This window comes from Streptomyces sp. NBC_01197 (genome assembly GCF_036010505.1).
In the GTDB taxonomy this organism is placed as follows: Bacteria; Actinomycetota; Actinomycetes; order Streptomycetales; family Streptomycetaceae; genus Streptomyces.
Window position 1 is genome coordinate 7,001,351 of the sequence record NZ_CP108569.1, and the last position, 26,082, is coordinate 7,027,432.

Below are 26,082 nucleotides of genomic sequence, written 5' to 3' on the forward strand. Positions count from 1 at the left end.
TCAAGGGGGTTCAGCGGGACAATCTACTGTATGCGGCCTTGAACGAGTGTTCCGAACACGGATACGGTGTCCCGGCGGGTTGACGGCAATTTCTGCTGTGGAGGAAGTGACATGACGAAAATTCTTGTGCCGGACGCAGTCGGCGGCGGTATATCCGGCGCCCGGCGGGTGGTTGAGCACCCGGCCTGGCCCGTCCTCAAGAACGCCGTCGAGGAGATCAGGCCCTGGCAGTCGAAGGACGGTTCCATCGACTTCGAGGCCGAGGGAGCCCCGTCCCGTACCGCCGTCGACGCCGCGATCGCGCGGGTGACGGACGCTGTCGAGGAGCTCTCCCCACTCCTGCCGCACGACGCCGCGTACCACCGGGCGCTCGTCGCCGACCTCCGCAAGTGGGCCGCCGGCGGATTCGACGTCCCGGACTTCCTGGACTCGCTGCTCGCCTTCCACCCGGCCGACCTGCGCGCCGACGGACTCCAGCACCTGGTCGTCTTCGCGATGTACACGCAGAACGGCAACCCGGACCGCAATCTCGAAGCTGTCGTGCTGCGCATGGTCTGGCCGGACTGGCTCTCCGAGCTGGAAGCCACCCGCTACGACAACCCGCTGTTCTGCGGCATCACCTTCGAGGACTTCACGTCCGGTTACGACACCAACTCCGCGGTGCTCTTCCCGGAGACCATCGCCGTACGCGAGGCCCCCGACCGCTTCACCTGGGGCGGCATCTTCTGCGACCGCGAGGCGGCACGCTTCCGGGCGGTCACGGAGGCCGCGGTGAAGGTCCTGCGGCTCGAACTGCCCGAGGACATCCAGGAGATGGTCTCCGACCAGGAGCGCTGCCAGCAGGCTTTCGTGCTGTGGGACATGGTCCACGACCGCACCCACAGCCACGGCGACCTGCCGTTCGACCCTTTCATGATCAAGCAGCGCCAGCCGTTCTGGATGTACGGCCTCGAAGAGCTGCGCTGCGACCTCACCGCCTTCCGGGAGGCCGTGCGTCTTGAGGCCGATGGCTTCGGGCAGGGCCGAGACGTCCAGTACGCCGTGCTCTTCGACCGGATGTTCCGCTTCCCCGTGACCGGCGAGCGTGTGCGCAACTACGACGGACTCGGCGGCCAGCTGCTCTTCGCCTATCTGCACCAGCACGACGTGGTGCGCTGGACCGACAGCACCCTGAAGATCGACTGGGAGCGCGCCCCGCAGGTCACCAACCAGCTCTGCGCGGAGATCGAGGACCTGTACCGGGCCGGTATCGACCGCCCCAAGCTCGTCCACTGGTTCGCCGCCTACGACCTGGTCTCCCGCTATCTCGCCCCGCACCCGGGGTCGCGCTGGGCCAAGGGTCCGGACGCCCTGGATCTGAGCCAGCCGCCGCGTAAACTTGTGGATGAAGTGCTTGCGGACGAGTTTCCGCTCAGCATGTTCTATGAGGCCCTCGCCAAGAAGCTGAAGAGTGTGGTCGCCTCGACAAAGGGCATCACCGCGGCGGGCACCCACGAGCGGGAAGCGGCGTGAGGGCCCGCGGGCAGGAGGCGGAGACGATGAGCAAGGGATCGCTTGACGGAGCCGTGGTGGCGGTGGCCGGGGCGGCGGGCCCGGCGGGCCGCGCGGCGTTGCTGAGGCTGGCCGAGGCCGGGGCGGTAGTGGTCGGCGCCGACTCCGACGTCGCCCGGCTCGCCGAGGCGGTGGACGCGGCGCGCTACGCGCACGGCGGCGCCACCGTCACCGGAGAGACGGTCGATCTGCTGGATCTGGAGGCCACGCGGGCTTGGGCCGACCGTACGGAGGCCGAATTCGGCCGTATCGACGGTCTGGTGCACTTGGTGGGCGGCTGGCGCGGCAGCCCCACCTTCTCCGAGACCGGCATCGCCGACTGGAACCTGCTGGAGAAGCTGCTCATCCGAACGGTGCAGCACACCTCGCTGGCGTTCCACGACGCGCTGCTGCGCAGCGACCGCGGCCGGTACGTGCTGATCAGCGCGGCCGGTGCGTCCAAGCCCACCGCGGGCAATGCCGCATACGCGGCGGCGAAGGCGGCGGCCGAGGCCTGGACGCTGGCGCTCGGCGACGCCTTCCGTAAGGCGGGTGGCGAGGACGGTCCCCGGACGGCCGCAGCCGTCCTGGTGATCAAGGCTCTGGTACACGACGCAATGCGTGCCGAGCGTCCCAATGCGAAGTTCTCGGGCTTCACCGACGTCGCGCAGCTGGCCGAGGCCATCGCAGGTGTCTGGGACCAGCCCGCCGGAGATGTGAACGGAAAGCGCCTGTGGCTGACACCCGCCCCGTGAGGACCGATGCCGTACGCCACCACGACCCGCAGATCCGTGGGTTCGCCAGTGACAACTACGCGGGTGCGCACCCGGAGGTCCTGGCCGCGCTCGCCGTCGCCAACGGCGGGCATCAGATCGCGTACGGCGAGGACGCCTACACCGACCACCTCCAGCGGCTGATCCACAGCCACTTCGGCCAGAGCGCCGAGGTGTTCCCGGTCTTCAACGGCACCGGGGCCAACGTCGTCGCGCTGCAGGCGCTCACTGACCGGTGGGGCGCCGTCGTCGCGGCCGAGACGGCCCACATCAACGTGGACGAGGGCGGCGCCCCCGAGCGGGTCGCCGGGCTGAAACTCCTCACCGTACCCACGCCCGACGGCAAGCTCACCCCTGAGCTGATCGACCGTCAGGCGTTCGGCTGGGACGACGAGCACCGGGCGATGCCGCAGGTCGTCTCGATCACCCAGAACACCGAACTCGGCACGGTCTACACACCCGATGAGATCCGGGCCATCTGCGAGCACGCCCACGGCTACGGGATGAAGGTGCATCTCGACGGGGCCCGGATAGCCAACGCCGCGGCATCGCTCGACGTACCGATGCGCGCCTTCACCAACGCGGTGGGCGTGGACATCCTCTCCTTCGGCGGCACGAAGAACGGCGCGCTCTTCGGCGAGGCCGTCGTGGTGCTCAACCCGGACGCCGTGCGGCACATGAAGCATGTGCGGAAGATGTCGATGCAGCTGGCGTCCAAGATGCGCTTCGTGTCGGTGCAGCTGGAGGCGCTGCTCACCGGCGACCTGTGGCTGCGCAACGCCCGCCACGCCAACACCATGGCCCAGCGCCTCGCCGCGGGGGTGCGCCAGACGGACGGGGTCGAGATCCTGCACGACGTCCAGGCCAACGCGGTGTTCGCGCGGCTGCCGCACGACGTCAGCGAGCGGCTGCAGAAGCGCTACCGCTTCTACTTCTGGGACGAGCCGGCCGGCGATGTCCGCTGGATGTGCTCCTTCGACACCACGGAGGAAGACGTGGACGGCTTCCTGCTGGCGCTGAAGGAAGAGCTGGCCCGCTGAACCGATCCCCGTCGAGCCGATCCGCGGGGGCGTAAAGCGGACGCGTAGAGGCGTAAAGGTGCGACCTACCGGAAAGTGATTGATTCCGGTCGGTCGCACCTCGTGTGTTCATGGTCCACCGTGCCAGGCCGGGCGGGCCGTCCTGCGGGCCGGGCCGGTCCCGGTGTCGGCGACCCGGTGTCAGCCGGCTCCCGCTTCGCGTACCTGCGCGGGTGTCGGTGCCGTGCCGCCGAGATGGGCCGGGATCCACCAGGTGTCCGCCGCGTTCTTCGGGCGTACCGGATAGGCGCGCTGCGCCGCTTCCAGCAGCTCCTGCATACGGTCGCGGACCCTGCGGGTGATCGCTCCCGCGTACTCGTCGGCGGGCGCCTCCATGGGCTCGCCGACTCGGACCGTCACCGGGATGTGGCTGCGCTTGAGGTTGCGCGGCCTGCCCTTGGTCCACAGCCGCTGGGTCCCCCACAGCGCGATGGGGATCAGCGGCACGCCCGCGTCCTGGGCCAGCCGCGCGGCGCCGGACTTGAAGCTCTTGAGCGTGAAGGACTCCGAGATGGTGGCCTCGGGGAAGACGCCGATGATCTCGCCGGAACGCAGGGCCGTGAGGGCGTGGCGGTAGGCGGCCTCGCCCTGCTTGCGGTCCACTGGGATGTGCTTCATGCCGCGCATCAGCGGCCCGGAGATCTTGTGGCGGAAGACCGACTCCTTGGCCATGAAGCGCACCAGGCGCTTCTGCGGGAGTGCGGCCAGACCGTTGAAGATGAAGTCCAGATAGCCGATGTGGTTGCTGACGAGTACGGCTCCGCCGGAGCGGGGGATGTTCTCGGAACCCTGTGTATCGATCTTGAGGTCGAGCGCCTTGAAGAGCCCCCGAGCAGCGCCGATGACCGGTCGATAGACGAGTTCTGCCATCTGGAGAAGACCCTTCTGTGCCCGGGGACGTGCCCCCCGGCGGAAGTTACGCTGCCGTAGGTTTGCGGCATGGGGCAGATCGTGCCCCATGCCGACCAGAGTAGCCACCCCTGGTGACGCGGGACCGCGAGATCCTCGTCACGTCGTGCGTAAACCGCCAGCACCGCTCCTGAGCAGCGCCTACACCGCTAGGCGCGACCCGCGCGCCTCGGGCAGAGCTCCGGGAATCATCCTGGCAGCGGGAGCGCTGCACCCGGACGGAGGCCGCAGCTTCCGTGGTCGGCGGTATGCGCGGCCGGGCGGGCGGCTGTGGAACCGTACGGCTTCCGGCCGGTACGGCGGCGGAGGAACGGAGTGCGACGTGCACGAGCAGGGCGGCGAAAGGCGGATCGGGGCCGCGGAGTTGGGCGAGGAGCTGGGGGAGCGGGCGACGCTCGTCCAGTTCTCCAGTGCCTTCTGCCGGCCCTGCCGGGCCACCTGGCGGACGCTGCGGGAGGTGGCCGGCATGGTCGACGGTGTCACCCATGTCGAGCTGGACGCCGAAGCCCGGCTCGGACTCGTACGGGAGCTGGGCATCCTCAGGACCCCCACGGTGCTGGTGCTCGACGCGCAGGGCCGGATCGTCCGCCGGGCGTCCGGGCAGCCACGCAAGGCCGACGTCATCGCCGCCCTGGGGCAGGCGGTCTGACTCACAGTGAGTGATCTCCCACATTCCGGAAGGCCCTTGACGGGGCGTCCCTTGAATCGTCAATCTGACGCTATGTCGCAGCTCTCTTCTCCTGACGGCCGGTGCCTCCCTCGCCGGGTCCCTGTGGACCTCGCCCGGAACGCCGGCACGGGCTGTCCGGGTGTCTGAACATGCCCGGCCCCGTTCGCTCACACCGGAGAAGGACACCTGCATGACGACCCGCACATCAGCATCGAGGACGCCCGCGGCGCGGAGTGCCCCGGCGGCTTCCACCGATTCCGTTGCCGACCCGCTCACCGCCCCCGCACTGCTCCGCTCGGTCTTCCGCCGCCACGCGGCCGGCGTCGCAGTGGTCACCGCGGCTGGTGAGCGGCCGGTGGGCTTCACCGCCACCTCGGTCAACTCCGTCGCCGCCGAGCCGCCGCTGATCTCCTTCGGTGTCGCGACGGGCTCGTCGAGCTGGCCGGTGGTGGCCCGGGCCGAACACGTCGGGGTCCACATACTCGGCGAGCACCAGCAGGAGCTGGCCGCCACCTTCGCGCGCAGCGGAGCCGACCGGTTCGCCGCGCCCACCGGCTGGCGTAGCGGCCCCGAGGGTGTGCCGCTGCTGGACGGCGTACTGGCCTGGCTGGTCTGCCGGGTGGTGGCGCGGGTTCCCGCCGGGGATCACCGCATCGTGATCGCCGAGGTCGTCACCGGTGATCCGGCGGGGGCAGGGCGCCCGCTGCTCTACCACCAGGGGCGCTTCAACGCGCTGCGGGACTGAGAAGCTCCCCGGTTTTCCGGCTACGGAGCGTTGCTCACGTCACAGTTCAAAGCGCTTGCTTACTGGGTACATTCTGGATGTACTGGCGAGTAATATTTCGGTGGGGGCGTCGGAACCCCCAGGCGGAAATCGCCCCATCAGGCGCCTATGCTGCGAGCAACAAGGCAGCCCGGAAAAGACGATGCAGTAGGAGAGCCGGCGTGAGCTTGAGGATCGTTGTCTGTGTGAAGTACGTGCCCGATGCCACTGGTGACCGGCATTTCGCCGATGACCTGACGCTGGACCGTGAGGATGTCGACGGGCTGCTGTCGGAGCTCGACGAGTACGCGGTGGAGCAGGCGCTCCAGATCGCGGACGGGGCTGACGACGCGGAGATCACTGTGCTGACGGTTGGTCCTGAGGATGCGAAGGACGCGTTGCGCAAGGCGTTGTCGATGGGTGCGGACAAGGCGGTTCATGTCGAGGACGATGCTCTGCACGGCAGTGATGTGATGGGTACGTCGCTGGTGCTCGCGAAGGCGATCGAGAAGACCGGGTATGACCTGGTGGTCTGCGGTATGGCGTCGACGGACGGCACGATGGGTGTGCTCCCGGCGCTGCTGGCGGAGCGGCTGGGTGTTCCGCAGGTGACGCTGTTGTCGGAGGTGTCGGTCGATGGCACGACGGTCAGGGGCCGCCGTGACGGCGACGCTGCGAGTGAGCAGTTGGAGGCTTCGCTGCCGGCGGTGGTGTCGGTGACGGACCAGTCGGGTGAGGCGCGTTACCCGTCGTTCAAGGGCATCATGGCCGCGAAGAAGAAGCCGGTGGAGGCCCTGGACCTGGAGGACCTGGGCCTCGAAGCGGCCACCGTCGGTCTGGAGGGCGCGTGGACCAGGGTCGACTCCGCGGCTCAGCGTCCGGCCCGCACCGCCGGCACGATCGTCAAGGACGAGGGTGAGGGCGGCAAGCAGCTCGCAGAGTTCCTCGCGGGCCAGAAGTTCATCTGAGGCCTCCGAGCCTCTCAATCGCCCCCAGATTCTTCGCATTCGCAGGAGAGCAATTCCATGGCTGAAGTTCTTGTCTATGTCGATCACCTCGATGGTGTGGTCCGTAAGCCCACTCTGGAGCTTCTGACGCTGGCGCGCCGGATCGGTGACCCGGTCGCTGTCGCGCTGGGCGCCGGCGCCGCCGACACCGCGGCCGCGCTCGCCGAGCACGGTGCGGTGAAGGTCCTGACCGCTGATGCTCCCGAGTTCGCGGACTACCTTGTTGTTCCGAAGGTGGATGCGCTGCAGGCCGCGTACGGGGCGGTCTCGCCTGTCGCGGTGCTGGTCCCGTCCTCTGCCGAGGGCAAGGAGATCGCCGCGCGTCTCGCGGTGCGTATCGGCTCCGGCATCATCACCGACGCCACCGACCTGGAGGCCGGCGAGGAGGGTCCGGTCGCCACGCAGTCGGCGTTCGCCGCCTCGTTCACGACCAAGTCCCGTGTCTCGCGGGGTACTCCGGTGATCACGGTCAAGCCGAACTCGGCACCGGTCGAGGCCTCCCCGGCCGCGGGCACCGTCGAGGCACTGCCGGTGTCCTTCGGTGAGAGCGCCACCGGCACCAAGGTTGTCTCGCGTACGGCGCGGGAGTCGACGGGGCGCCCGGAGCTGACCGAGGCCGCGATCGTGGTCTCCGGTGGGCGTGGGGTCAACGGTGCGGAGAACTTCCACATCATCGAGGCGCTCGCCGACTCGCTCGGTGCGGCTGTCGGTGCCTCGCGTGCCGCGGTCGACGCGGGCTGGTACCCGCACTCCAACCAGGTCGGGCAGACCGGTAAGAGTGTGTCCCCGCAGCTGTACATCGCCAACGGGATCTCCGGCGCGATCCAGCACCGCGCCGGTATGCAGACCTCGAAGACCATCGTGGCCGTGAACAAGGACGCCGAGGCCCCGATCTTCGACCTCGTCGACTACGGCATCGTCGGCGACCTCTTCCAGGTCGTCCCGCAGCTCACCGAAGAGATCACCACCCGAAAGGGCTGACCAGCCTCTTCTCAGCGCCAGGGGGCCGCGCGGCGACTTTCGCCGCGCGGCCCCCTGCTGTTTCGGCCAACCATTGACGCAGGTCATGACCGCCCGTTAACTTCGCTATGCGGATTGTTGATTCCGTGAAGCGGAAAATAGGAGGGTGCAGGATGGGTCAGCAGGAGAAGGTGGCAACGAGCCTCGCCGGCGCGGTCAGCGAGGACATCAGCGCTTCCCTGGTCGCGGTCGACGAGGAGCTGGCGAGCCGCTACCCGGGGGACCCGGGCACCCGCCAGCCCGTCCACACCGTGTACGTCCCCGGTGACGCATTCGACGCGGGCACCATCCGCTCCTGGGGCGACCAGGCGCTGGCCGCCCTCGACACACATGCCCCCGACGCCGCCTCCTTCGCCGGGGTCCTCGGCATCAACGAGGACCTGGCGACGGCCGTCCACGACAGGGTGCGGGCGAAGCTGGAGCGCGAGCCCGTCGAGGACCTGCGTATCGACTTCGAGGACGGCTACGGTCCCCGCCCCGACGCCGAGGAGGACGAGGCCGCGGCCCGCGCCGCCCGGCTGGTCTCCGAGGCCTTCGCGAACGGCACGGCCGCTCCGTACATGGGCATCAGGATGAAGTGCATGGAGGCGGCGGTCCGCGACCGCGGCATCCGCACCACCGATATCTTCCTCACCGGTCTGATGCAGGCGGGCGGGCTGCCCGAGGGGCTCGTCCTGACCCTTCCCAAGGTGACCTACCCCGAGCAGGTCACCGCCTTCGTTCGGCTCCTCGAAGCCTTCGAGAAGACACACAGCCTGCCGGCTGGCCGGATCGGCTTCGAGATCCAGATCGAGACCAGCCAGTCCATCCTCGCCACTGACGGCACCGCGGCCGTGGCCAGGATGATCGGCGCCGCTGAGGGCCGGGCCACCGGACTGCACTACGGCACCTTCGACTACAGCGCCTGCCTCGGCGTCAGCGCCGCCCACCAGGCCAGCGACCATCCGGCGGCCGACCACGCGAAGGCCGTCATGCAGGTGGCGGCTGCGGGCACCGGCGTACGCGTTTCGGACGGCTCGACGAACGTCCTGCCGATCGGTTCGACCGAGCACGTGCACGAGGCCTGGCGGCTCCACTACGGCCTGACACGCCGTGCGCTGGCCCGCGCCTACTACCAGGGCTGGGACATGCACCCGGCGCACCTGCCGACCCGCTACGCTGCCGTCTTCGCCTTCTACCGGGAGGGCCTTGAACCGGCCGCCGCCCGCCTCGCCGCGTACGTGGCCAAGGCCGGCGGTGACGTCATGGACGAGCCGGCGACCGCCAAGGCCCTCAGCGGATATCTGCTGCGTGGCCTCGACTGCGGCGCACTCGACGGCGCCGAGGTCACCCGGCTCACCGGTCTGACCCGCGCCGACATGGAGGGCTTCTCGGGACCGCGGCGTGCGGACCTGACCATCACCGCCCCCTGATCAGTACCGCCCTGCAGCATCCCGGCTCGCGCATCGGCCGGACCCCGGTTGACCTTGCCGTGCCGCCCGGACAGCGCTGCCCCCGCCAGGACAACCGGCGGGGGCAGCGCTGTGCCGTGCCTGCGCGCCGCTACGCGGGCGGGATCTCGCCCGAGCCGCGCGCGATGAGCCGGGTCGGCAGCACCTTCTGCGCGGGTGCGTCGTCCGCGCCGTCCAGCCTGCGGAAGAGCGTCTCCGCCGCCGTACGCCCCAGGGCAGCCGAGTCCTGCGCGATCACCGTGATCCCCAGCAGATCGGCCAGCTCGATGTCGTCGAACCCGACCAGGGCCACCTGCTGCTCCCGCTCGGCCAGGACGCGCACCGCGGTCACCGTCACCCGGTTGTTGCCCGCGAAGATCGCGGTGACCGGGGAGTCCCCGTCCAGCAGCGTCTCCACCGCGGTACGCACCCGTTCGGCCTCCGTGACACCGAGCGAGACCCAGGCGTCGTTCACCTGGAGACCGCCGTCCGCCATCGCCGCGTGGTAGCCGCGCAGCCGCTCGGTGGCCGTGTGGATGCGCGGCTGGTCACCGACGAAGCCGATCCTGCGGTGGCCCCCCGCGATCAGATGGGCGACGCCGTCGCGGGCGCCGCCGAAGTTGTCCGAGAACACCATGTCCGCGTCGATCTTCCCGGCGGGACGGTCCACGAAGACGGTGGCGACCCCGGCGGCGATCTCCGGCTCCAGATAACGGTGGTCGTCCCCGGCCGGGATCACGATCAGCCCGTCCACCCGGCGGGCGCAGAGCGCGAGGACCAGCTCCTGTTCCCGCTCGGGGTCCTCGGCGCTGGAACCGTTGATGAGCAGCGCGCCGTGGGCGCGGGCCACCTCCTCCACGGCTCGGTTCAACGGACCGTAGAAGGGGTCGGCGAGGTCCTCCAGGACCAGCCCGATGCTCGCGGTGCGGCCCTTGCGCAGCACACGCGCGCTGTCGTTACGGCGGAACCCGAGGGCCTCGATGGCCTCCTGCACCCGGCGCTCGGTGTCGGGCGTGACGCCCGCCTCGCCGTTCACCACCCGCGACACTGTCTTGAGGCCGACTCCGGCACGCGCGGCGACGTCCTTCATCGTCGGCCGGTTGCCGTAGCGGGGCTCGGAGTGGCTGGCGGTCCGGTCCACGGTGCGCTGTCCTGTCGTCGGCTGGCGTGCGGTGAGAGATGCGTGTCGAGCATAGGGCCTGGACAACGTTGTCAGGGGAATGGAGACTGGCCACTTACACTCCTCATCACCCCTTGCCACCTGGAGATCCGACAGCAATGCACAACCACCTCGTAGCCGCGCTGGACATCGGCGGCACAAAGATCGCCGGCGCGCTGGTGGACGGCGGGGGGCGGATTCTCGTACGCGCGCAGGCACCGACGCCCGCCAAGGAGGACGGCGACACGGTGATGGGCGCCGTCAAGGAGGTGCTCGACGGGCTGGCGGCCGATCCCCGGTGGGAGCGCGCGACCGCTGTCGGGATCGGCAGCGCCGGGCCCGTGGACGCGTCGGCAGGCACCGTCAGCCCGGTCAACGTGCCCGGCTGGCGCGACTACCCGCTGGTCGACCGGGTCCGCGGTGCGGTGGGCGGTCTGCCCGTCACGCTCGTCGGTGACGGTGTCGCGATGACCGCGGCCGAACACTGGCAGGGCGCGGCCCGCGGGTACGACAACGCGCTGTGCATGGTCGTCTCCACGGGCGTCGGCGGCGGACTGGTTCTGGGCGGTATCCTGCGGCCGGGCCCCAGCGGCAACGCCGGGCACATCGGCCACATCAGTGTCGATCTGGACGGGGACGCCTGCCCGTGCGGTTCACGCGGCTGCGTCGAGCGCATCGCCAGCGGCCCGAACATCGCCCGCCGGGCGCTGGCGGGCGGCTGGCGCCCCGGGCCGGACGGCGACGTCACAGCCGCAGCGGTGGCCGCCTCTGCGCGGGCGGGCGACAGCACAGCCGTCGCGTCGTTCGAGCGCGCGGCCCAGGCGCTCGCCGCCGGGATCGCCGCCACCGCGACCCTGGTCGAGATCGACATCGCGGTGATCGGCGGGGGAGTGGCGGGTGCGGGCGATGTCCTCTTCGTGCCGCTGCGCCGCGCGCTGCGGGACTACGCCACGCTCTCCTTCGTGCAGCAGCTGAAGGTGGCTCCCGCTCTCATGGGCAATGACGCGGGTCTGGTCGGGGCGGCGGCTGCCGCCTCGCTCGGCGAACCGGACGGGGCGGCAGCAGGCGTCAGCAGCTGAGCCGTGCTCCGGCCCAGTCGGCATGGTCCGAGTCGTTCCCGTCCCCGCCGTCGGTGACCACCAGACGTACCGTCCGCGCGCCGCTCACATCGGCCGAGAGCGGCTGCGCCGGCATGGCGTTGGTCAGGACGCCGGTCGACGCGGCCTTCCTGCCGTCGGCCCAGATCTCGAAGGTGACCGTTCCCTCGGCGCCCTTCTCGTCGTCGACCCCCACCTGGGCGCTCACCCTGGAGCAGGCACCGCCCGTGTAGTACTCGACGGCGCTCGGCGCGTGCACCCCGAGCCCCTTGGCGTACACGGTCCCGCCGATGGTGATCGGCTTTCCGTCGCCCGGTTGTTGCTCGCCGTTGCTGGTGTCCTTCTCCACCGGGCCCCAGCCGTTGGCGGACGAAACCGCCGGCAGATCGCTGAGGTACGGGCTCCCCGGCGGCGGGGCCACGACGACGTGGACCGGGACGGACTGCCCCGAGCTGACGTGTTCACCGCCCGGTGAGTGGTAAGCCGAAGTCAGCTCCAGGCCGTACGCGCCCGCAGGCGTCCCCGGGGGAGCGGTGAGCTGCCAGGAGGTGCGCAGCGACTCCCCGGCCGGCACGGCGGGCGCTGAAGCCCCGGAGACGGCCTTCACGGTCCAGCCGGCCGGCCCGGTCAGCGAGGCGCTCACCCGGAGCGCCGGGAGGCTGCCCAGATCGGTGACCGTTGTGGTCACCCCGATGACCTTGCCGGCTTCGGCCAGCAGCGGGCCGCTGATGCCGGTGTCGACGGCCGGCGGGTACTTGGCCCACTCGCGGTCGGAGGCGACGCGCAGCAGCACCGTGCCGTGCGCGGGCACGGTGGCCGAGAGGGTCCCCGCGGTGCTGTACGTCCGGTGCTGCCACAGGTCCCGTTCGGTGTACGCGGCGGCCTTCGGCAGACCGGCCGCGGCCGCCGTCGTGGAGATGCGCTGCGGGCTGTCCGACTCGTTGAAGAGCGCCACGGCGCGGCTGCCGTCCCTCATCTCCTTGGCGACCACCCAGCGCCCGCCATCGGACGAGAGCACGGTGCCCTGCTTGCCGAGCGGGTCCTGGTCGACGGCGATGACCTCCTTGTTGGTCACGATGCCGTAGGTCTCGTCGGACGCCTTGCGCAGATCCGTGCCGATCAGCAGCGGCGCCGCCATGACCGACCACATCGAGAAGTGCGTGCGGTACTCGGTGGCGGTCATCCCGCCGTTGCCGACCTCCAGCATGTCCGGGTCGTTCCAGTGCCCGGGCCCGGCGGCCGCGGCGAGTGGGAGGTTCTGCTTGATGATCGACAGCATCGAGGACCAGTTGTCGCTGATGTCACCGGTCGTACGCCAGAGGTTCCCGATGTCACCGGCCCACTCCCAGGGTTTGTTGGAGCCCCATTCGCAGATGCTGTAGACGATCGGGCGGCCGGTGGCGGCGAGTGCGTCCCGCATGGCCGTGTAGCGCTGTACGGCGTCCACGCCCTGGTTGTTGCAGTTGTCGTACTTGAGGTAGTCGACGCCCCAGTCGGCGAACTGCCGGGCGTCGCTGACCTCGTGGCCCAGCGCTCCGGGCAGCCCGGTGGTGTCGCACGTCCTGGTGCCCGCGCTCGTGTAGATGCCGAGCTTGAGCCCCTTGGCGTGGACGTAGTCGGCAACCGCCTTGATGCCGTTGGGGAAGCGCACCGGATCGGGCACCAGTTTCCCGTCGGCGTTCCGCTGGGGGAGCGCCCAGCAGTCGTCGAGGTTCACATACTGGTATCCGGCGGCCTTGAGGCCCTTGTCCACGAAGATGTCGGCGATGCCCTCGACCATCGCCTCGTTGAAGTCCGCGCGGCAGTGCGTGGAGTTCCAGTTGTTGAAACCCATCGGAGGTGTGAGCGCCAGGCCGTTGTCGGCCTTCGGCGTCACAGTGTCCGGCGCGCTGTCCGCCGCGGCGGGTGCGGCGAGTCCGCCGGCGCAGAGCAGCGCGGTGACCAGTGCTCCGAGGATTCTTCGACGTATGGGACGGGAGTGAATGGGGGGAAGGTGACGCATCGTTACGTTCCTCCGTAGGTACCCGTGATCGGATGTCTTCATGTACGCGTCATGACGAGCGTTTACGGTAGGGCTTGTTGGAGTCTGTTGGAAGAGGCGGCGGTAACGGTTGCTCGATATCTCGCTTAAACCCTTGACTGGCAAGTCACTTGGGAGTGAGATCCAATCCTCGCGTTCGGTTGTGTTGGGTTTCACCCTTGGAGGAGGGGGACATGGCGCAGTCTTCGTACAACGGTTCAGTCGTGCCCGGAAGTGTGGCTGGACATCGGATGTCCCGTCGGAATCTTCTGCGTGGCGCGGCAGTCGGTGCCGGCGCTGTGGCGCTGCCTGCGCTCCTGACCGCATGCAGCAGCGGCCCCGGAGGTGACCCCAAGAACATCAAACTGGGGTCGAACTCCTCGGACGCGGTACCGAAGAAAGCTTTCGCGGACGCGTTCGCCGCATATGAGAAGCAGTCCGGGGGGCGGAAGATCAAGGTCAACACCGTTGACCACAACAGCTTCCAGGAGAACATCAACCGCTATCTGCAGAGCGACCCGGACGAGGTCTTCATGTGGTTCGCGGGAAACCGAATGCAGTACTTCGCCAAGAAGGGCCTGCTGTACGACATCAGCGACCTCTGGCAGGACTACAAGGGCTTCACTCCCGCGCTCAAGGCCCAGTCGACGGGGGCGGACGGAAAGCAGTACTTCACGCCTTACTATTACTACCCTTGGGCGGTCTTCCACCGGAAGAGCGTCTTCGCCAAGCACGGCTACCAGGCCCCGAAAACGCTCGACGAGTACATCGCACTCGCCAAGCAGATGAAGAAGGACAAGCTCGTCCCCATCGGCTCCTGCGACAAGGACGGGTGGCCCGCGATGGGCACCTTCGACTACATCAACATGCGTACCAACGGTTACGACTTCCACAAGTCCCTGATGGCGGGCGAGGAGGCGTGGACCGACAAGCGGGTCAAGGACGTCTTCGACACCTGGCGGCGCCTCCTCCCGTACTGCCAGCCGAGCGCCAACGGCCGTACCTGGCAGGAGACCGGACAGAGCCTCCAGAAGCGCGAGATCGGCATGGTGGTCCTCGGGATGCCCCACCCGGGCCAGCAGTTCCCCGCAGCCGAGCGGTCCGACATCGACTTCTTCCCCTTCCCCGAGATCAACCCAGAGCATGGCCAGGACGCCGTCGAGGCGCCCATCGACGGGTTCCTGCTGGCGAAGAAGTCCAAGGAACTCAAGAACAAGAAGTCCATGGAGAGCGCCAAGGACCTGCTCAAGTGGCTGGCCACGCCCAGGGCCGAGGACATCTATCTGGCAGGTGATCCCAACAACATCGCCGTCAACAGCGGGGCCGACCTGTCGAAGTACACCGCGCTGCAGAAGAAGTCCGCCCAGCTGATCGCCGGGGCGAAGCAGATCTCGCAGTTCATGGACCGTGACACCCGGCCGGACTTCGCGTCGACGGTGATGATCCCGGCCATCCAGAAGTTCCTCTCCACCCCGAACGATGTCGACGGACTGTGCAACGACATCGAGCGGCAGAAGAAGACCATCTTCGCTTCCGAGTGAACAGCCCCCTGGAGTTCAGACCGTGGCGCTCAACACCGCGCGGCGCTCCGCACGACGAGGCCGCCGCCGCTTCACGCGGCGCGACCTCGTCGTTCTCGGGCTGCTGCTGGGCATACCCGTCCTGCTCGACATCGCCATCGTGTGGGGACCGACCCTCGCTTCCGTCGTGCTCTCCTTCACCAGCTGGGACGGCGTCGGAGCCATCAAGTGGGTGGGCACGCAGAACTACGCGAACCTCTTCACCAACTACCCGCCCTTCTGGCCCGCGGTCCGGCACAACCTGCTGTGGCTCGGTTTTCTCGGCCTCGTCTCGGTGCCGTTCGGGCTGCTGCTCGCGGTACTGATCGACCGGGGCGTGCGCTTCAGCCGCTTCTACCAGTCGACGCTCTACATGCCGGTGGTGCTCTCGCTCGCCGTCGTCGGCTTCATCGCCCAGCTGGTCTTCTCCCGCGACCAGGGTGTGCTCAACGCCCTCATCGGCAACACCAAGAACCCCACCGACTGGCTCGGCGACCCGAAGCTCAACATCTGGATGATCCTGCTCGCCGCCGCCTGGCGGCACACCGGATACGTGATGATCCTCTATCTGGCCGGGCTGAAGGCCGTGGACCCCTCGCTCAAGGAGGCGGCGGCCATCGACGGCGCGAGCGAGGCGCAGACCTTCTTCCGGGTCGTCTTCCCGACCCTGCGGCCGGTCAACGTCATCGTCGGTGTCATCACCGTCATCGAGTCCCTGCGTGCCTTCGACATCGTCTACGCGGTCAACCACGGCCGCAACGGCCTGGAAGTGCTCTCGGTGCTCGTCACCGACAACATCATCGGCGAGGCGAGCAGGATCGGCTTCGGCTCGGCCATCGCCGTGGTGCTGCTGGCGGTCTCCATGGGCTTCGTCGTGACGTATCTGGTGCAGGAGATCCGAGGAGAGAAGTCCCGATGACCGTCGACACCGCGCCGCCGCCCACCGCGGTCCCGGCGTCCGCGCCCGCCGTCCGCCGAAAAGGGCCGCGGCCCGGCCGTATCGGCGTGCACGTCTTCCTGATGGGCGTCTCGATCGCCTTCCTCGCGCCCCTGCTTCTCGCGGTCTACGCCTCGTTCAGGCCGTACGAGGAGACCTCCAGGTACGGTTACTTCTCCCTGCCGCGGCATCTGTCCTTCCACTACTACAAAGAGGCGTTCAGCGACTCGGGGATGACGAAATACTTCGTCAACACCCTGATCATCGCCGTGCCCGGGGTCATCGTCACGCTCTTCCTCGCGTCGTTCGTGGCCTTCGCCGTGTCCCGGCTGAGGATGCGCGGCGGCATCGTCCTGCTGATGCTGTTCACCGCGGGCAACCTGCTGCCGCAGCAGGTCATCGTCACCCCGCTGTACGTCGTGTTCAACCGCATCCCGCTGCCCTACTGGATGTCCGACTCGATGACCATGTTCGACTCGTACTGGGCGGTCATCCTGGTCCAGATCGGCTTCCAGATCGGCTTCTGCGTCTTCGTCCTCGCGAACTTCATGCGGACGCTGCCGCAGGAGATCCTGGAGGCGGCGATCGTCGACGGCGCGGGGGTGTGGACCCAGTTCTGGCGGATCACCCTGCCGCTGTGCCGCCCCGCCATCGCGGCGCTGTGCACCCTCGAGTTCACCTGGATGTACAACGACTTCCTGTGGGCACTGGTCTTCATGTCCGACGGGGACAAGCTGCCGATCACCTCGGCACTGAACAACCTGCGGGGAGAATTCTTCACGGACTACAACCTGCTCGCCGCGGGTTCGGTGATCGTGGCCCTGCCGACGCTTGTGGTGTTCCTGCTTCTGCAGCGGCACTTCATCGCCGGGCTGACTCTCGGATCCACCAAGTGAGCCTCCGATAGCGGAGGTTACGGAGAAGGGGCGCCGCCGGAGCGGGCGGCGTCACCTTGGCGTACGAAGCCCGCGGCCGTCCGCCGAGTACGCCATGTGACGACCGCCTTCCGTACGGCGACCCTCCCGGCGTGGGAACGGATCGGTGTCCAGCGTGGTCCCTGACGTCGGGTCAGGGTCAAACCGGCCTCTGCGGACCGGAATGTTCCGGCAAAGTCTTGGCGGGTGCAACCATTGCCCGCTCTTGTGTGTCAGGGGAGGGGAAGCAGTTTTCAAGAGATCGGAGTTCGTGTGCATTCCCGAGCCCTGGGCGCAGGTGTGGCCATCGCCGTAGCAGTGGTTTCCGCCGCTGTCGCCGCGCCCGCAGCCCAAGCCGCGTCCCCGTCGTCCATACGGGCGGCGCAGTCCGCACCGGCCGCCGGAGCCGTCAAGAAGGCCGACTTCAACGGTGACGGATATGCCGACACCGCCTTCACCGCGCCGTCGGCCACCGTCGGCGGCAAGCTGGGCGCCGGATACGTCGGTGTGATGTACGGCTCCAAGTCCGGCGTGAACAAGGCCTCCAAGCAGGTCATCAGCCAGAACACCGCAGGCGTCCCGGGCCCGGCCGAGTCCGGCGACGCGTTCGGCAGCGCCATCGCCTCCGCCGACCTCGACGGCGACGGCTACACGGATCTCGTCGTCGGCGCCGCGAAGGAGGAAGCGGGCGTCGGGAAGCTCGGCACGCTCACCGTGCTCTGGGGGAGCCCCTCCGGCCTCTCGGGCGGTGCGGTGCTGGCCAAGGGGGACACCGACACCGGAGACATCGGCGACAAGCTGGCCGTCGGCGACTTCAACGGCGACGGCGGCCAGGACGTGGTGACCGTCGCGGGCAACCAGCACCTGCGCGTGTTCTCCGGCCCCTTCAAGCGGGACGGATCGGCGAAGAGCACGTCGGTCGTCCGTGACACCGAGGACACCCGGTACCTCGACATCGCCGCGGGCGACATCACGGGCGACGGCATCACCGACCTGGTCGGCACGGTCCACGACGGTGACGAGTACGACGCCCGCCGGGTGCGCTTCCTGCCCGGGACGGCGAACGGCTTCGCAGCGCCGAAGATCGTCGAGGACGCGAAGGGCAACCGGGTCCAGGGCGGCGAGCACGTCACCACGGGTGATGTGAACCATGACGGCTATGCCGACATCGTTGTCGGCCGTCCGGTCGAGGGTTACGACAGCGATGTCGACCTGCCGCTCGCCAAAGGCGGCATGATCATGTACATCCCCGGTGGCGCGTCCGGGCCCCAGGGCACCAAGGCCAAGGCCTTCAGCCAGGACAGCGCGGGCGTCCCCGGGGCGTCCGAGGTGGGCGACAGGTTCGGCGAGGCGGTCTCCGTCGCCGACACCGACGGTGACGGTTACGGCGACATCGCGATCGGCGTACCCGGTGAGGCCCTCGGCACCAAGGCGCAGGCCGGCCAGGTCATCGTGCTGCGCGGCAGCGCGACCGGACCCACCGCCACCGGGTCGAAGGGCTTCACTCAGGACACGGCGGGCATCGAGGGCGTCGCTGAGGCCAAGGACGCCTTCGGCGGGGCGACGTCGCTGATGGACGCCAACGCCGACGGCCGGGCCGAACTCGTGGTCGGCTCGCCCGGCGAGAACGGCAACGCCGGATCCGTCTGGGTTCTGCCGGGCAGCACCGCCGGCACGACCGCCACCGGTTCGATGACCTTCGGCTCCGGCACGCTCGGTACGGACCCGGCGAACGCCCGGCTGGGATCGTCCTTCAACCGCTGACCCTTAGGCAGCACCAGCCGCTGACACAGGATGCCCAGGGCCCCGCCCTGGGCATCCCTGCTGTCCGGTGCACGGGGCGCTGCGCACCCGGGGGCCCGCGCACGGCCCGTACGGCGAATCGCCCGTCCGACGCACCATGCCGCCCAACCGGGTTTCCGTGGCAAGGTGTTGCGGGCAAACCACTGGGGCCCAGGCCGGGAAGAGGGGGAACCGTGATCGTCTGGATCAACGGTGCGTTCAGTGCGGGCAAGACCAGCACCGCGCGGGAACTGATCGATCTGATCCCGAACAGCACCTTCTACGACCCCGAGGTGCTCGGCGGGGCGCTGCGTAACCTGCTGCCGCAGAAGAGACTGGCCGAGGTGAACGACTTCCAGGACCTGCCGGTCTGGCGGCGCATGGTGGCCGACACGGCGGCCGCGCTCCTCGCCGAGGTCGGCGGGGTGCTCGTGGTGCCGATGACGCTGCTGAGACAGGAGTACCGCGACGAGATCTTCGGCGGGCTCGCCTCCCGCCGGATACCGGTCTGTCATGTGCTGCTGGCAACTGAGGAAACGATCCTGCGGGAACGGATCGCCGGGCGAGTGGAGCTGCCCGACGACCCGGAGGGCAGCGAACGCGTCCGGCAGTGGTCCTACGAGCACATCGAGCCGTACCGGGCGGCGCTCGGCTGGCTCACCGCTGACGCCCACACCGTCGACAACAGCGCGCTGAGCCCCGCCGAGACCGCGGAGCGGATCGCCGAGGCGCTGCGCTCCGGGGCCGCCGGGGCCTGCGAGATCGTCCAGACCCCGGAGCCGGCCGCCGAGACGCTCGCCGCCGGCGTCCTCCTCTTCGACGAGCAGGACAGGGTGCTGCTCGTCGACCCGACGTACAAGCCGGGCTGGGAGTTCCCCGGCGGGGTGGTCGAGAGCGGCGAGGCCCCGGCGCAGGCCGGTATCCGGGAGGTGGCCGAGGAGATAGGGATACACCTCGGGCAGGCGCCCAGACTCCTGGTGGTCGACTGGGAGCCGCCGAAGCCACCGGGCTACGGCGGTCTGCGGTTCCTCTTCGACGGCGGCCGCCTCGACAGCACCGAAGCCGGGCGGCTGCGGCTGCCCGGCTCCGAGCTGCGCGGCTGGCGCTTCGTCAGCGAACAGGAGGCGGCGCACCTGCTGCCGCCCAACCGGTACCAGCGGTTGTGCTGGGCGCTGCGGGCCCGGGAACGCTCAGCCGTGCTCAACCTGGAGGCCGGGGTACCGGTCGGCTGACGGGCACCCCGGCCGCATCCGCAGTGCCTCTTGCGGCCCCGGTACGGACGGGCTCCCGTATTCCTCTTCCTCGCTATTCCTGCCGTGTGACCGCGCGCAGGTATGCCTCGGTGAAGAGTTCGCAGACTTCGTTCACGGGTGGGAGGTCAAGGCTCTCCATGGGTTCGAGGACCGGTCGCGTGAGGATGTGGGTGATCATCGGGCCCAGCAGGAGTTGGACCAGGACCGGGAGCGGCAGTGGTCGTATCCGGCCCGTCTCCACGTGCGGCAGCAGGAGCCGGGCGAGGCTGTCGAACAGGCGCGGGAGATACGCCCGCGTCGCTCGCGCGGCGGGCCCGTCGGGTCGGCTGAAGAGGTCCGCGAAGATCGCCGGGAGCACGCGCGGTTCACGGTCGAACGCCGTGATCACGGCCCGGTGGAGCGCCCGCACCGTGTCCTCCAGGCGCTCCGGCGGGTCGGCGGTCAGGGCTTCCAGGCCGGGTAGCGGGCCGTAGCGTTCGTAGACGGCTCCGAGCAGGCCGTCGCGGCCGTCGAAGACCGTGTGCAAGCTGGGAAGCGAGCACACGGCCCGCTCCGCGACGGCGTCCAGGGTCATCGCGCCGAGGCCCCGCTCGGCGACGAGCTGCGCCGCCGCCTCGATCGCGCGCTCGCGGACCGGCCGCCGGCCGCCGGGGTCGACGCCCGCCCGCCGGACCGCCTCGTCCAGCGCGGCCCGTGAGCCGCCCAGCCGGCGCAGCAGCGTGCTGCGGGAGACGCCGGCCGCCGCAGCGATCACTGTCAGCGGGACGTCCGCGACGTCCCGGCCGCGTGCCTCCCCCGCCGCCAGGGCGGCGGCCACCAGATCCCGCATCTGCTCATGGTCCTGCATGTGAAACATGGTACTACTTGACATCTGACACCGTTCCAAAGACTCTCTCTATAGGAGTTCCACTCGGAATGTGGGGAGAGTGCCATGAGCGTCGTCATCTCCGGGGGCGGACCGGCAGGCATGATGCTGGGCCTGCTGCTGGCGCGGGGCGGAATCGAGGTGACCGTGCTGGAGAAGCACGGCGACTTCCTGCGCGACTTCCGCGGTGACACCGTCCACGCGTCCACCGTGCGACTGATGGACGAGCTGGGCCTGGGTCGGGAGTTCGCCTCGCTGCCGCAGAGCAAGCTCAGCAACATGGTGGTGCCCACGTCGGACGGCGGCCGTATGCGGCTGACCGCCTTCGAGGCCTTGCCGGCGCCGTACAACTACATCGCGATGGTCCCGCAGTGGGACCTGCTCGACCTGCTTGCCCAGGAGGCCCGGCGCGAGCCGTCGTTCACCCTGCGGATGAATACCGTGGCGACCGGGCTGATCCGGGAGGGCGGCAAGGTCGTCGGCGTCCGCTACCGCACCCAGGGCGGCGAGGAGGGCGAGATCCGCGCCGCCCTCACCGTCGCGGCCGACGGCCGCCACTCCGCACTGCGCCAGGACGCCGGTCTGGTGCCGCAGGAGTTCCCGGTCCCGTTCGACACCTGGTGGTTCCGGCTGCCCAGGCATGCCGCGGAGCAGGCCCAGGAGCCCCGGCAGGTCGCCGCGTTCCGCGTCGGCGAGTTCGCCCTGAGCCTCACCAGGAACGACTACTTCCAGATCGCGTACTTCACCACGAAGGGATCCGATGCCCGGCTGCGCACCGAAGGCGCCGAACGCTTCCGGGCGCGGATCGCCGACCTGATGCCGCAGTACGCGGACCGCGTCGACCAGCTGCCGGGTATGGACGACGTCCACCTGCTCGACGTCCGGCTCAACCGGCTTCCGCGCTGGTACGCCGACGGCCTCCTGCTGATCGGCGACGCCGCCCACGCGATGTCCCCGGCCGGCGGAATGGGGATCAACCTCGCCATCCAGGACGCGGTCGCGGCAGCCACGCTGCTCGCCGAACCACTGCGCCGGAACCGGCTGACCACCGCCGACCTGGCAAAGGTCCAGCGGCGGCGGTGGCGGCCCACGGTGATCATGCAACGCGTACAGCTGATGCTGCACGACGGGTTCTTCGCCCCGGTCCTCACCGGCCGCCGAGTCGGCCCGCCCACCTCGATTGTCCTGGCCACCCGGTACCTGCCCGGGTTCCGCCAACTCCCCACCCGCCTGGTCGCGTTCGGCCCGCGCCCGGAGCACGCCCCGGTCTTCGCCCGGCGCCCCGTGGCGGAGCCGGCCGGCTAGTGCTGTGACCGCATAGACACCTCACGACCTCAAGTCGTCAAGCCGCAGCGGCCAAGGCAGTTGGGAATGCGGTGTTCTCTTCGAACAGTTCGCGTCGCTGGAGGCAGTGGAACATCTGTCCGAGCATGCGGTTGAAGAGGTTGCGCTGGGCGGCAGCGTGCCAGTCCCCGTGCTCGTCGCGGCGGCGACGGTAGTGGTCCATGGCTCCGGGCGAGGCCCTGAGGGCGGAGAAGGCCCAGAGGTAGCCGGCGTGGTTGAGGCGGTCGTTCTTGACCCAGCGGCGGGTGATGCTGGACTTCTTGCCAGAAGCCCGGGTGATGGGCGAGGAGCCGGCGTATGCCTTCAGGCCGCGGGCGTCAGCGAAACGGCCGCGGTCGTCCCCGATCTCAGCGAGCACCCGGGCGCCGAGCTGGACGCCGAGGCCAGGGAAACTGAGGATGATCTCAGCGTCCGGATGCTGAGGGAAAGCTTCCTCCACTGCCTGGGCGAGCTCGGCGGTAGCCGTGCAGGCGGCCTGGAGCTGGACCAGGAGGGCGAGCATCTGCTTACCGAGCGCGACCTCGACGAGGGCAGGTTGGTGGGTGTAGTCCTCGCGGAAGACCTCACGGAGGCGTTCGGCCTCGGCTTCGATACCGCGTTGGCGGCCAGCCCGCTTGAGGGCGGCTTGGAGCTGGGCGCGAGTCAGTCGAGCAGCTCGCGTGGGAGTTGGAGCCAGCTTGAGGACTTCGTGGGCTTCAGAGCGGCAGAGACCGTTCTTCCAGGACTCGAACGCCGCCAGGGCGGCTGGGTAGTACTCGCGCAGCAGGGAGCGGAGCTGGTTGGAAATCTGCTGGCGGTTCCAGGTGGCGTCCTGCTGGGCGCGGGCGAGGACAGCGATAGCGCGGGCCAGGTCGCTGTCATCGGGCAAGACCCGGTGGGCGTGCATGTCGGTGCGCAGGATGTTCGCGAGCACCAGGGCGTCGCCCGGGTCGGACTTCTTGCGGGGGACACTGTGCCGGTCACGGTAGCGGGCGGCGGCCATCGGGTTGATCGCGAAGACCTTCCGCTTGCCCTGCCGCAGCACGGCGACCAGCAGACCACGGGAGGTCTCGATCGCCACCGGGATCGGGTGTTCCTGGGTGTCGCCGTACTCGGCGAGCAGGTCCAACAAGACCTTGTAGCCGACCGCATTATTGGTGATGTGGCGTTTGGCCAGCAGCTGGCCCGAGTCGTCGACCAGGGCGACGTCGTGCGTCCTCTCGGCCCAGTCGATTCCGCAGTAGATCAAGCCATCCTCCCTATGGCGCGGGTGTTTGCGCTGGTCACGAGCACATGCGTGCCACGCAGCGACCTAATTCCAGGACTCGGCGACAAGGCCGGTCCGCCACCTCACTAGCCGTTCGTGGCACCAGCGCGTCACATGGGCCTCGGTCTCGACCCGACCGGCAAGGGCCAAGCCCGCTGGACCATGCGCTGGAAGACAGCCTTGAACGCCTTCGACATCACCTTCGACGGCCGACTCTCCGCAGCCCGCCAGTAACCCTCAACAACCCGAGTTACACCGCTCGTTTGACAGACCCGATCCTGGACAACCTGTCCGCCCACAAAGGCACCGACATCCGCCGCTGGGCTACAAAGCACAAGGTCGAGCTGTGCTTCACCCCGACCTACACCTCTTCGGCCAACCCCATCGAGACCCACTTCGGACCGCTGAGGCAGTTCACCATCGCCAACTCCAACCACCCCGTGCAGACACGAGCCCTGCACGCCTATCTACGCTGGCGCAACGCCAACGCCCGCCACCGCGACGTCCTGGCCGCCGAACGCAAGGAACGCGCCCGCATCCGAAGCGAGAAGGGCATCCGTTGGGGCGGACGCCCCCTCAACACCGCAGCCTGACCAACCGCGAACTTACACAGCCACAGCGCATCATCGGTCCGCTCGTGGCCAAGCGCGGACGACCGAAGCGTTGTGAAGATGATCTCGGCTGGGCAGACCCGGAGCCCCGAACGGGGCCGGTTCAGGAGAAGGGCGGCGCCAGAGGAGAATGACTCAGGAGGCGGACGGCTCGATCTCCCCCGCGAAGACGATGACCTGGTCGATGAGGCTCCGCCGCAGATGGACGACGTCCGTTCCCGCCAGGCGGGGGCCTCCATCCGGCGTCGTGAAGACCCACTGGTACCGGGCCCACTCGTCCGGCATGTCCACTGCCGAACAGCGCACCATCGTGCCGGTCCCCGCGGGGTGGCGCCGGATGTCCAGCACGAACCGCTCGACCGCCTCGATCCCCTCACTGCGGCCCAACGGTCCCCAGAAGACCACGTCCGAGGTGAGGGCCTGGGAGAGCAGCGCAGTCACATAGCTGTCGTCCGAGGCGTTGAACGCGGAGATGAACGTGTCGATCGCGGACCGCGCGGTTTCTTCCTGCATGCACCAGTAATACCAGTCGCCTCGCGGACCGCGCTCGTCCCGTGAGCCGTCTCCCGACCACGGTGAACCATCCCGGTCACAGCACTAGCCACGTGCGAACGTGCTTACCGTGCCGTGCTTACTGCGCCGTCTTCGACTGCGCGTAGTTGAGGAGGAAGTGCGCCTCGGCGACGGAGAGCCGCTCCAGTTCCTCCGGCGAGACGCTCTCGTTGACGGCGTGGATCTGCGCCTCCGGCTCGCTCAGCCCGATCAGCAGGATCTCCGCCTCCGGGTAGAGCGTGGCCAGCGTGTTGCAGAGCGGGATCGAGCCGCCCATGCCCGCCGACTGCATCTCCTCGCCCGGGTACGCGACGCGCATCGCCTCGGCCATCGACGTGTACGCGGGGCTGCTGGTGTCGGCGCGGAACGGCTGGCCCTGGCCGACCGGTTCCACCGAGAGCCGTGCGCCCCACGGGGTGTGCGCCTTCAGGTGCGCGGTCAGCAGCCCGGTGGCCTCGGCGGCGTCGGTGCCCGGCGGCACCCGCAGGCTGACCTGGGCCCGGGCACTCGCCTGTACCGAAGGCGTCGAGCCCACGACAGGCGGGCAGTCGATGCCGATGACGGTGACGGCAGGGCGCGCCCATACGCGGTCCGCCACCGTGCCGCTGCCGATCAGCTCCACACCGTCGAGAACCTTCGCGTCCTGGCGGAACTCGCCCTCCGGGTACTGGAGTCCGTCCCACGCGGCGTCCGCTTCCAGCCCGTCGACCGTCGTCGAACCGTCCTCGGCGCGCAGCGAGTCCAGCAGCCGGATCAGCGCGGCGAGCGCGTCGGGCGCCGCGCCGCCGAACTGGCCGGAGTGCAGGTTGCCTTCGAGGGTGTCCAACTGGACCCGGAGCATCGTCATCCCGCGCAGGGTGGCGGTGACGGTGGGCAGACCGACGCGGAAGTTCCCGGTGTCACCGATGACGACCGCGTCGGCCGTCAGCAGCTCGGGGTGGGCCTCGGCGTACCGCTCAAGACCGCCCGTGCCCTGTTCCTCCGAACCTTCCGCGATCACCTTCACGGAGACCGGGACGCCCCCGTTCGCCTTGAGGGCGCGCAGCGCGAGCAGGTGCATGATGAACCCGCCCTTGCAGTCGGCCGCACCACGCCCGTACCAGCGGCCGTTCCGCTCGGTCAGCTCGAACGGCGGGGACAGCCAGGCGTCCTCGCCGAGCGGCGGCTGGACGTCGTAGTGCGCGTAGAGCAGCACGGTCGGCGCGGCCTCGGGGCCGGGCAGGAGACCGTAGACGGACTGGGAGCCGTCGGGGGTGTCGAGGAGCGCGACGTCCTGGAAGCCCTCGGCGCGCAGCGCCCCGGCGACCCAGTCAGCTGCGGCCTCGCACTCGCTCCTGGGGAAGACCGCCGGATCCGCGACCGACTGGAAGGCCACCAGCTCGGTCAGCTCCGCCCGGGCGCGGGGCATCAGCGAGGCGACGGCCTCGGCAATCGGATTCGCGGTCATGGGCACGCTCCTCGTGGGTGCGACGTTGAAGTACGTGTACGTGTGTGCACACATGCGTTCGTTTGCGGGCTGACCGATCCTCCCACAGCGGGGTCGGCCGACAGCGCGCCGTAGT

Annotated in this window: 23 protein-coding genes and 1 pseudogene; 17 read left to right on the plus strand and 7 right to left on the minus strand. The window is 69.2% G+C overall.

Annotation, left to right across the window (positions count from 1 at the left end; translation table 11 throughout):
• The first annotated feature begins 111 nt into the window (after nucleotides 1-111).
• From OG452_RS32160 to OG452_RS32170, 3 genes are read left to right on the plus strand one after another with little or no spacing between them, the layout of a single operon-like run.
• Nucleotides 112-1,512 carry a DUF6421 family protein gene (locus OG452_RS32160; RefSeq protein WP_327299058.1) on the plus strand — a complete coding sequence of 467 codons (1,401 nt, stop codon included), beginning with the start codon at nucleotides 112-114 and terminating at the stop codon, nucleotides 1,510-1,512.
• A gap of 26 nt (nucleotides 1,513-1,538) precedes the next feature.
• Nucleotides 1,539-2,285 carry an SDR family NAD(P)-dependent oxidoreductase gene (locus OG452_RS32165; RefSeq protein WP_327299059.1) on the plus strand — a complete coding sequence of 249 codons (747 nt, stop codon included), beginning with the start codon at nucleotides 1,539-1,541 and terminating at the stop codon, nucleotides 2,283-2,285.
• The gene (locus tag OG452_RS32170; RefSeq protein WP_405559832.1) at nucleotides 2,264-3,343 is read left to right on the plus strand and encodes a threonine aldolase family protein; all 1,080 of its coding nucleotides are present in this window, start codon (nucleotides 2,264-2,266) and stop codon (nucleotides 3,341-3,343) included. Before OG452_RS32165 ends, OG452_RS32170 begins: the two co-directional genes overlap by 22 nt.
• Before the next feature lie 180 nt (nucleotides 3,344-3,523).
• On the opposite strand, the gene OG452_RS32175 is transcribed toward OG452_RS32170, so the two are convergent.
• Nucleotides 3,524-4,252 (minus strand): lysophospholipid acyltransferase family protein, encoded by a 729-nt coding sequence (locus OG452_RS32175; protein WP_327299060.1) that lies wholly within the window; start codon nucleotides 4,250-4,252, stop codon nucleotides 3,524-3,526.
• 361 nt (nucleotides 4,253-4,613) lie between these two features.
• Between OG452_RS32175 and OG452_RS32180 the strand changes: the two genes are divergently transcribed.
• The 5 genes from OG452_RS32180 (at nucleotide 4,614) to OG452_RS32200 (ending at nucleotide 9,163) form a co-directional block, all read left to right on the plus strand.
• Complete coding sequence (locus tag OG452_RS32180) at nucleotides 4,614-4,940, plus strand: TlpA family protein disulfide reductase (RefSeq protein ID WP_327299061.1); 327 nt, start codon at nucleotides 4,614-4,616, stop codon at nucleotides 4,938-4,940.
• Nucleotides 4,941-5,151: 211 nt separating this feature from the next.
• Nucleotides 5,152-5,706 carry a flavin reductase family protein gene (locus OG452_RS32185; protein WP_327299062.1) on the plus strand — a complete coding sequence of 185 codons (555 nt, stop codon included), beginning with the start codon at nucleotides 5,152-5,154 and terminating at the stop codon, nucleotides 5,704-5,706.
• Between the two features lie 200 nt (nucleotides 5,707-5,906).
• Nucleotides 5,907-6,692: an electron transfer flavoprotein subunit beta/FixA family protein gene (locus tag OG452_RS32190; RefSeq protein ID WP_327299063.1), complete on the plus strand. Its 786-nt coding sequence runs from the start codon at nucleotides 5,907-5,909 to the stop codon at nucleotides 6,690-6,692.
• A gap of 57 nt (nucleotides 6,693-6,749) precedes the next feature.
• Complete coding sequence (locus tag OG452_RS32195) at nucleotides 6,750-7,712, plus strand: electron transfer flavoprotein subunit alpha/FixB family protein (RefSeq protein ID WP_327293793.1); 963 nt, start codon at nucleotides 6,750-6,752, stop codon at nucleotides 7,710-7,712.
• Nucleotides 7,713-7,864: 152 nt separating this feature from the next.
• The gene (locus OG452_RS32200) at nucleotides 7,865-9,163 is read left to right on the plus strand and encodes a DUF6986 family protein (protein ID WP_327299064.1); all 1,299 of its coding nucleotides are present in this window, start codon (nucleotides 7,865-7,867) and stop codon (nucleotides 9,161-9,163) included.
• A 130-nt stretch (nucleotides 9,164-9,293) separates the two neighbouring features.
• On the opposite strand, the gene OG452_RS32205 is transcribed toward OG452_RS32200, so the two are convergent.
• Nucleotides 9,294-10,322 carry a LacI family DNA-binding transcriptional regulator gene (locus OG452_RS32205; protein WP_327299065.1) on the minus strand — a complete coding sequence of 343 codons (1,029 nt, stop codon included), beginning with the start codon at nucleotides 10,320-10,322 and terminating at the stop codon, nucleotides 9,294-9,296.
• 137 nt (nucleotides 10,323-10,459) lie between these two features.
• On the opposite strand from OG452_RS32205, the gene OG452_RS32210 reads away from it, so the two are divergent.
• A complete protein-coding gene (locus tag OG452_RS32210; RefSeq protein WP_327299066.1) occupies nucleotides 10,460-11,419 on the plus strand; it encodes an ROK family protein in 960 nt (319 codons plus the stop codon).
• Here the strand turns inward: OG452_RS32210 and OG452_RS32215 are convergent.
• Nucleotides 11,409-13,439, minus strand: a complete 2,031-nt coding sequence (locus OG452_RS32215) for an NPCBM/NEW2 domain-containing protein (protein WP_327299067.1) — start codon at nucleotides 13,437-13,439, stop codon at nucleotides 11,409-11,411. The two genes, OG452_RS32210 and OG452_RS32215, sit on opposite strands and share 11 nt — an antisense overlap.
• A gap of 269 nt (nucleotides 13,440-13,708) precedes the next feature.
• Here OG452_RS32215 and OG452_RS32220 point away from each other — a divergent pair, with 269 nt between their 5' ends.
• The 5 genes from OG452_RS32220 to OG452_RS32240 all read left to right on the plus strand — a co-directional run bounded on the left by OG452_RS32220 (nucleotide 13,709) and on the right by OG452_RS32240 (nucleotide 19,881).
• Nucleotides 13,709-14,998 (plus strand): ABC transporter substrate-binding protein, encoded by a 1,290-nt coding sequence (locus OG452_RS32220; protein WP_327299068.1) that lies wholly within the window; start codon nucleotides 13,709-13,711, stop codon nucleotides 14,996-14,998.
• Between the two features lie 22 nt (nucleotides 14,999-15,020).
• Complete coding sequence (locus OG452_RS32225; RefSeq protein ID WP_327299069.1) at nucleotides 15,021-15,935, plus strand: carbohydrate ABC transporter permease; 915 nt, start codon at nucleotides 15,021-15,023, stop codon at nucleotides 15,933-15,935.
• A complete protein-coding gene (locus OG452_RS32230; RefSeq protein ID WP_327299070.1) occupies nucleotides 15,932-16,849 on the plus strand; it encodes a carbohydrate ABC transporter permease in 918 nt (305 codons plus the stop codon). Before OG452_RS32225 ends, OG452_RS32230 begins: the two co-directional genes overlap by 4 nt.
• Nucleotides 16,850-17,140: 291 nt before the next feature.
• Nucleotides 17,141-18,631: an FG-GAP-like repeat-containing protein gene (locus OG452_RS32235; protein WP_327299071.1), complete on the plus strand. Its 1,491-nt coding sequence runs from the start codon at nucleotides 17,141-17,143 to the stop codon at nucleotides 18,629-18,631.
• Nucleotides 18,632-18,843: 212 nt separating this feature from the next.
• On the plus strand, nucleotides 18,844-19,881 hold the full coding sequence (locus OG452_RS32240) for an NUDIX hydrolase (protein WP_327299072.1): 1,038 nt from the start codon (nucleotides 18,844-18,846) through the stop codon (nucleotides 19,879-19,881).
• Nucleotides 19,882-19,954: 73 nt separating this feature from the next.
• Here the strand turns inward: OG452_RS32240 and OG452_RS32245 are convergent, their stop codons facing one another.
• Nucleotides 19,955-20,749: a TetR/AcrR family transcriptional regulator gene (locus OG452_RS32245; protein WP_327299073.1), complete on the minus strand. Its 795-nt coding sequence runs from the start codon at nucleotides 20,747-20,749 to the stop codon at nucleotides 19,955-19,957.
• An 84-nt stretch (nucleotides 20,750-20,833) separates the two neighbouring features.
• Here OG452_RS32245 and OG452_RS32250 point away from each other — a divergent pair, with 84 nt between their 5' ends.
• On the plus strand, nucleotides 20,834-22,072 hold the full coding sequence (locus OG452_RS32250; protein ID WP_327299074.1) for an FAD-dependent oxidoreductase: 1,239 nt from the start codon (nucleotides 20,834-20,836) through the stop codon (nucleotides 22,070-22,072).
• Nucleotides 22,073-22,109: 37 nt separating this feature from the next.
• On the opposite strand, the gene OG452_RS32255 is transcribed toward OG452_RS32250, so the two are convergent.
• Nucleotides 22,110-23,339 (minus strand): IS110 family transposase, encoded by a 1,230-nt coding sequence (locus tag OG452_RS32255; protein WP_327299075.1) that lies wholly within the window; start codon nucleotides 23,337-23,339, stop codon nucleotides 22,110-22,112.
• Between the two features lie 114 nt (nucleotides 23,340-23,453).
• On the opposite strand from OG452_RS32255, the gene OG452_RS32260 reads away from it, so the two are divergent.
• Both OG452_RS32260 and OG452_RS32265 read left to right on the plus strand, forming a co-directional pair.
• A complete protein-coding gene (locus OG452_RS32260; RefSeq protein WP_327299076.1) occupies nucleotides 23,454-23,591 on the plus strand; it encodes a hypothetical protein in 138 nt (45 codons plus the stop codon).
• Nucleotides 23,592-23,632: 41 nt separating this feature from the next.
• Nucleotides 23,633-23,950, plus strand: a pseudogene (locus OG452_RS32265) (transposase); the annotation flags it as partial.
• A 153-nt stretch (nucleotides 23,951-24,103) separates the two neighbouring features.
• Here OG452_RS32265 and OG452_RS32270 read toward each other — a convergent pair.
• Both OG452_RS32270 and OG452_RS32275 read right to left on the minus strand, forming a co-directional pair.
• Nucleotides 24,104-24,481, minus strand: coding sequence for a nuclear transport factor 2 family protein (locus tag OG452_RS32270; protein ID WP_024757633.1), 378 nt, complete (start codon nucleotides 24,479-24,481; stop codon nucleotides 24,104-24,106).
• A 118-nt stretch (nucleotides 24,482-24,599) separates the two neighbouring features.
• A complete protein-coding gene (locus OG452_RS32275) occupies nucleotides 24,600-25,967 on the minus strand; it encodes a dipeptidase (protein ID WP_327299077.1) in 1,368 nt (455 codons plus the stop codon).
• Nucleotides 25,968-26,082 lie beyond the last annotated feature (115 nt).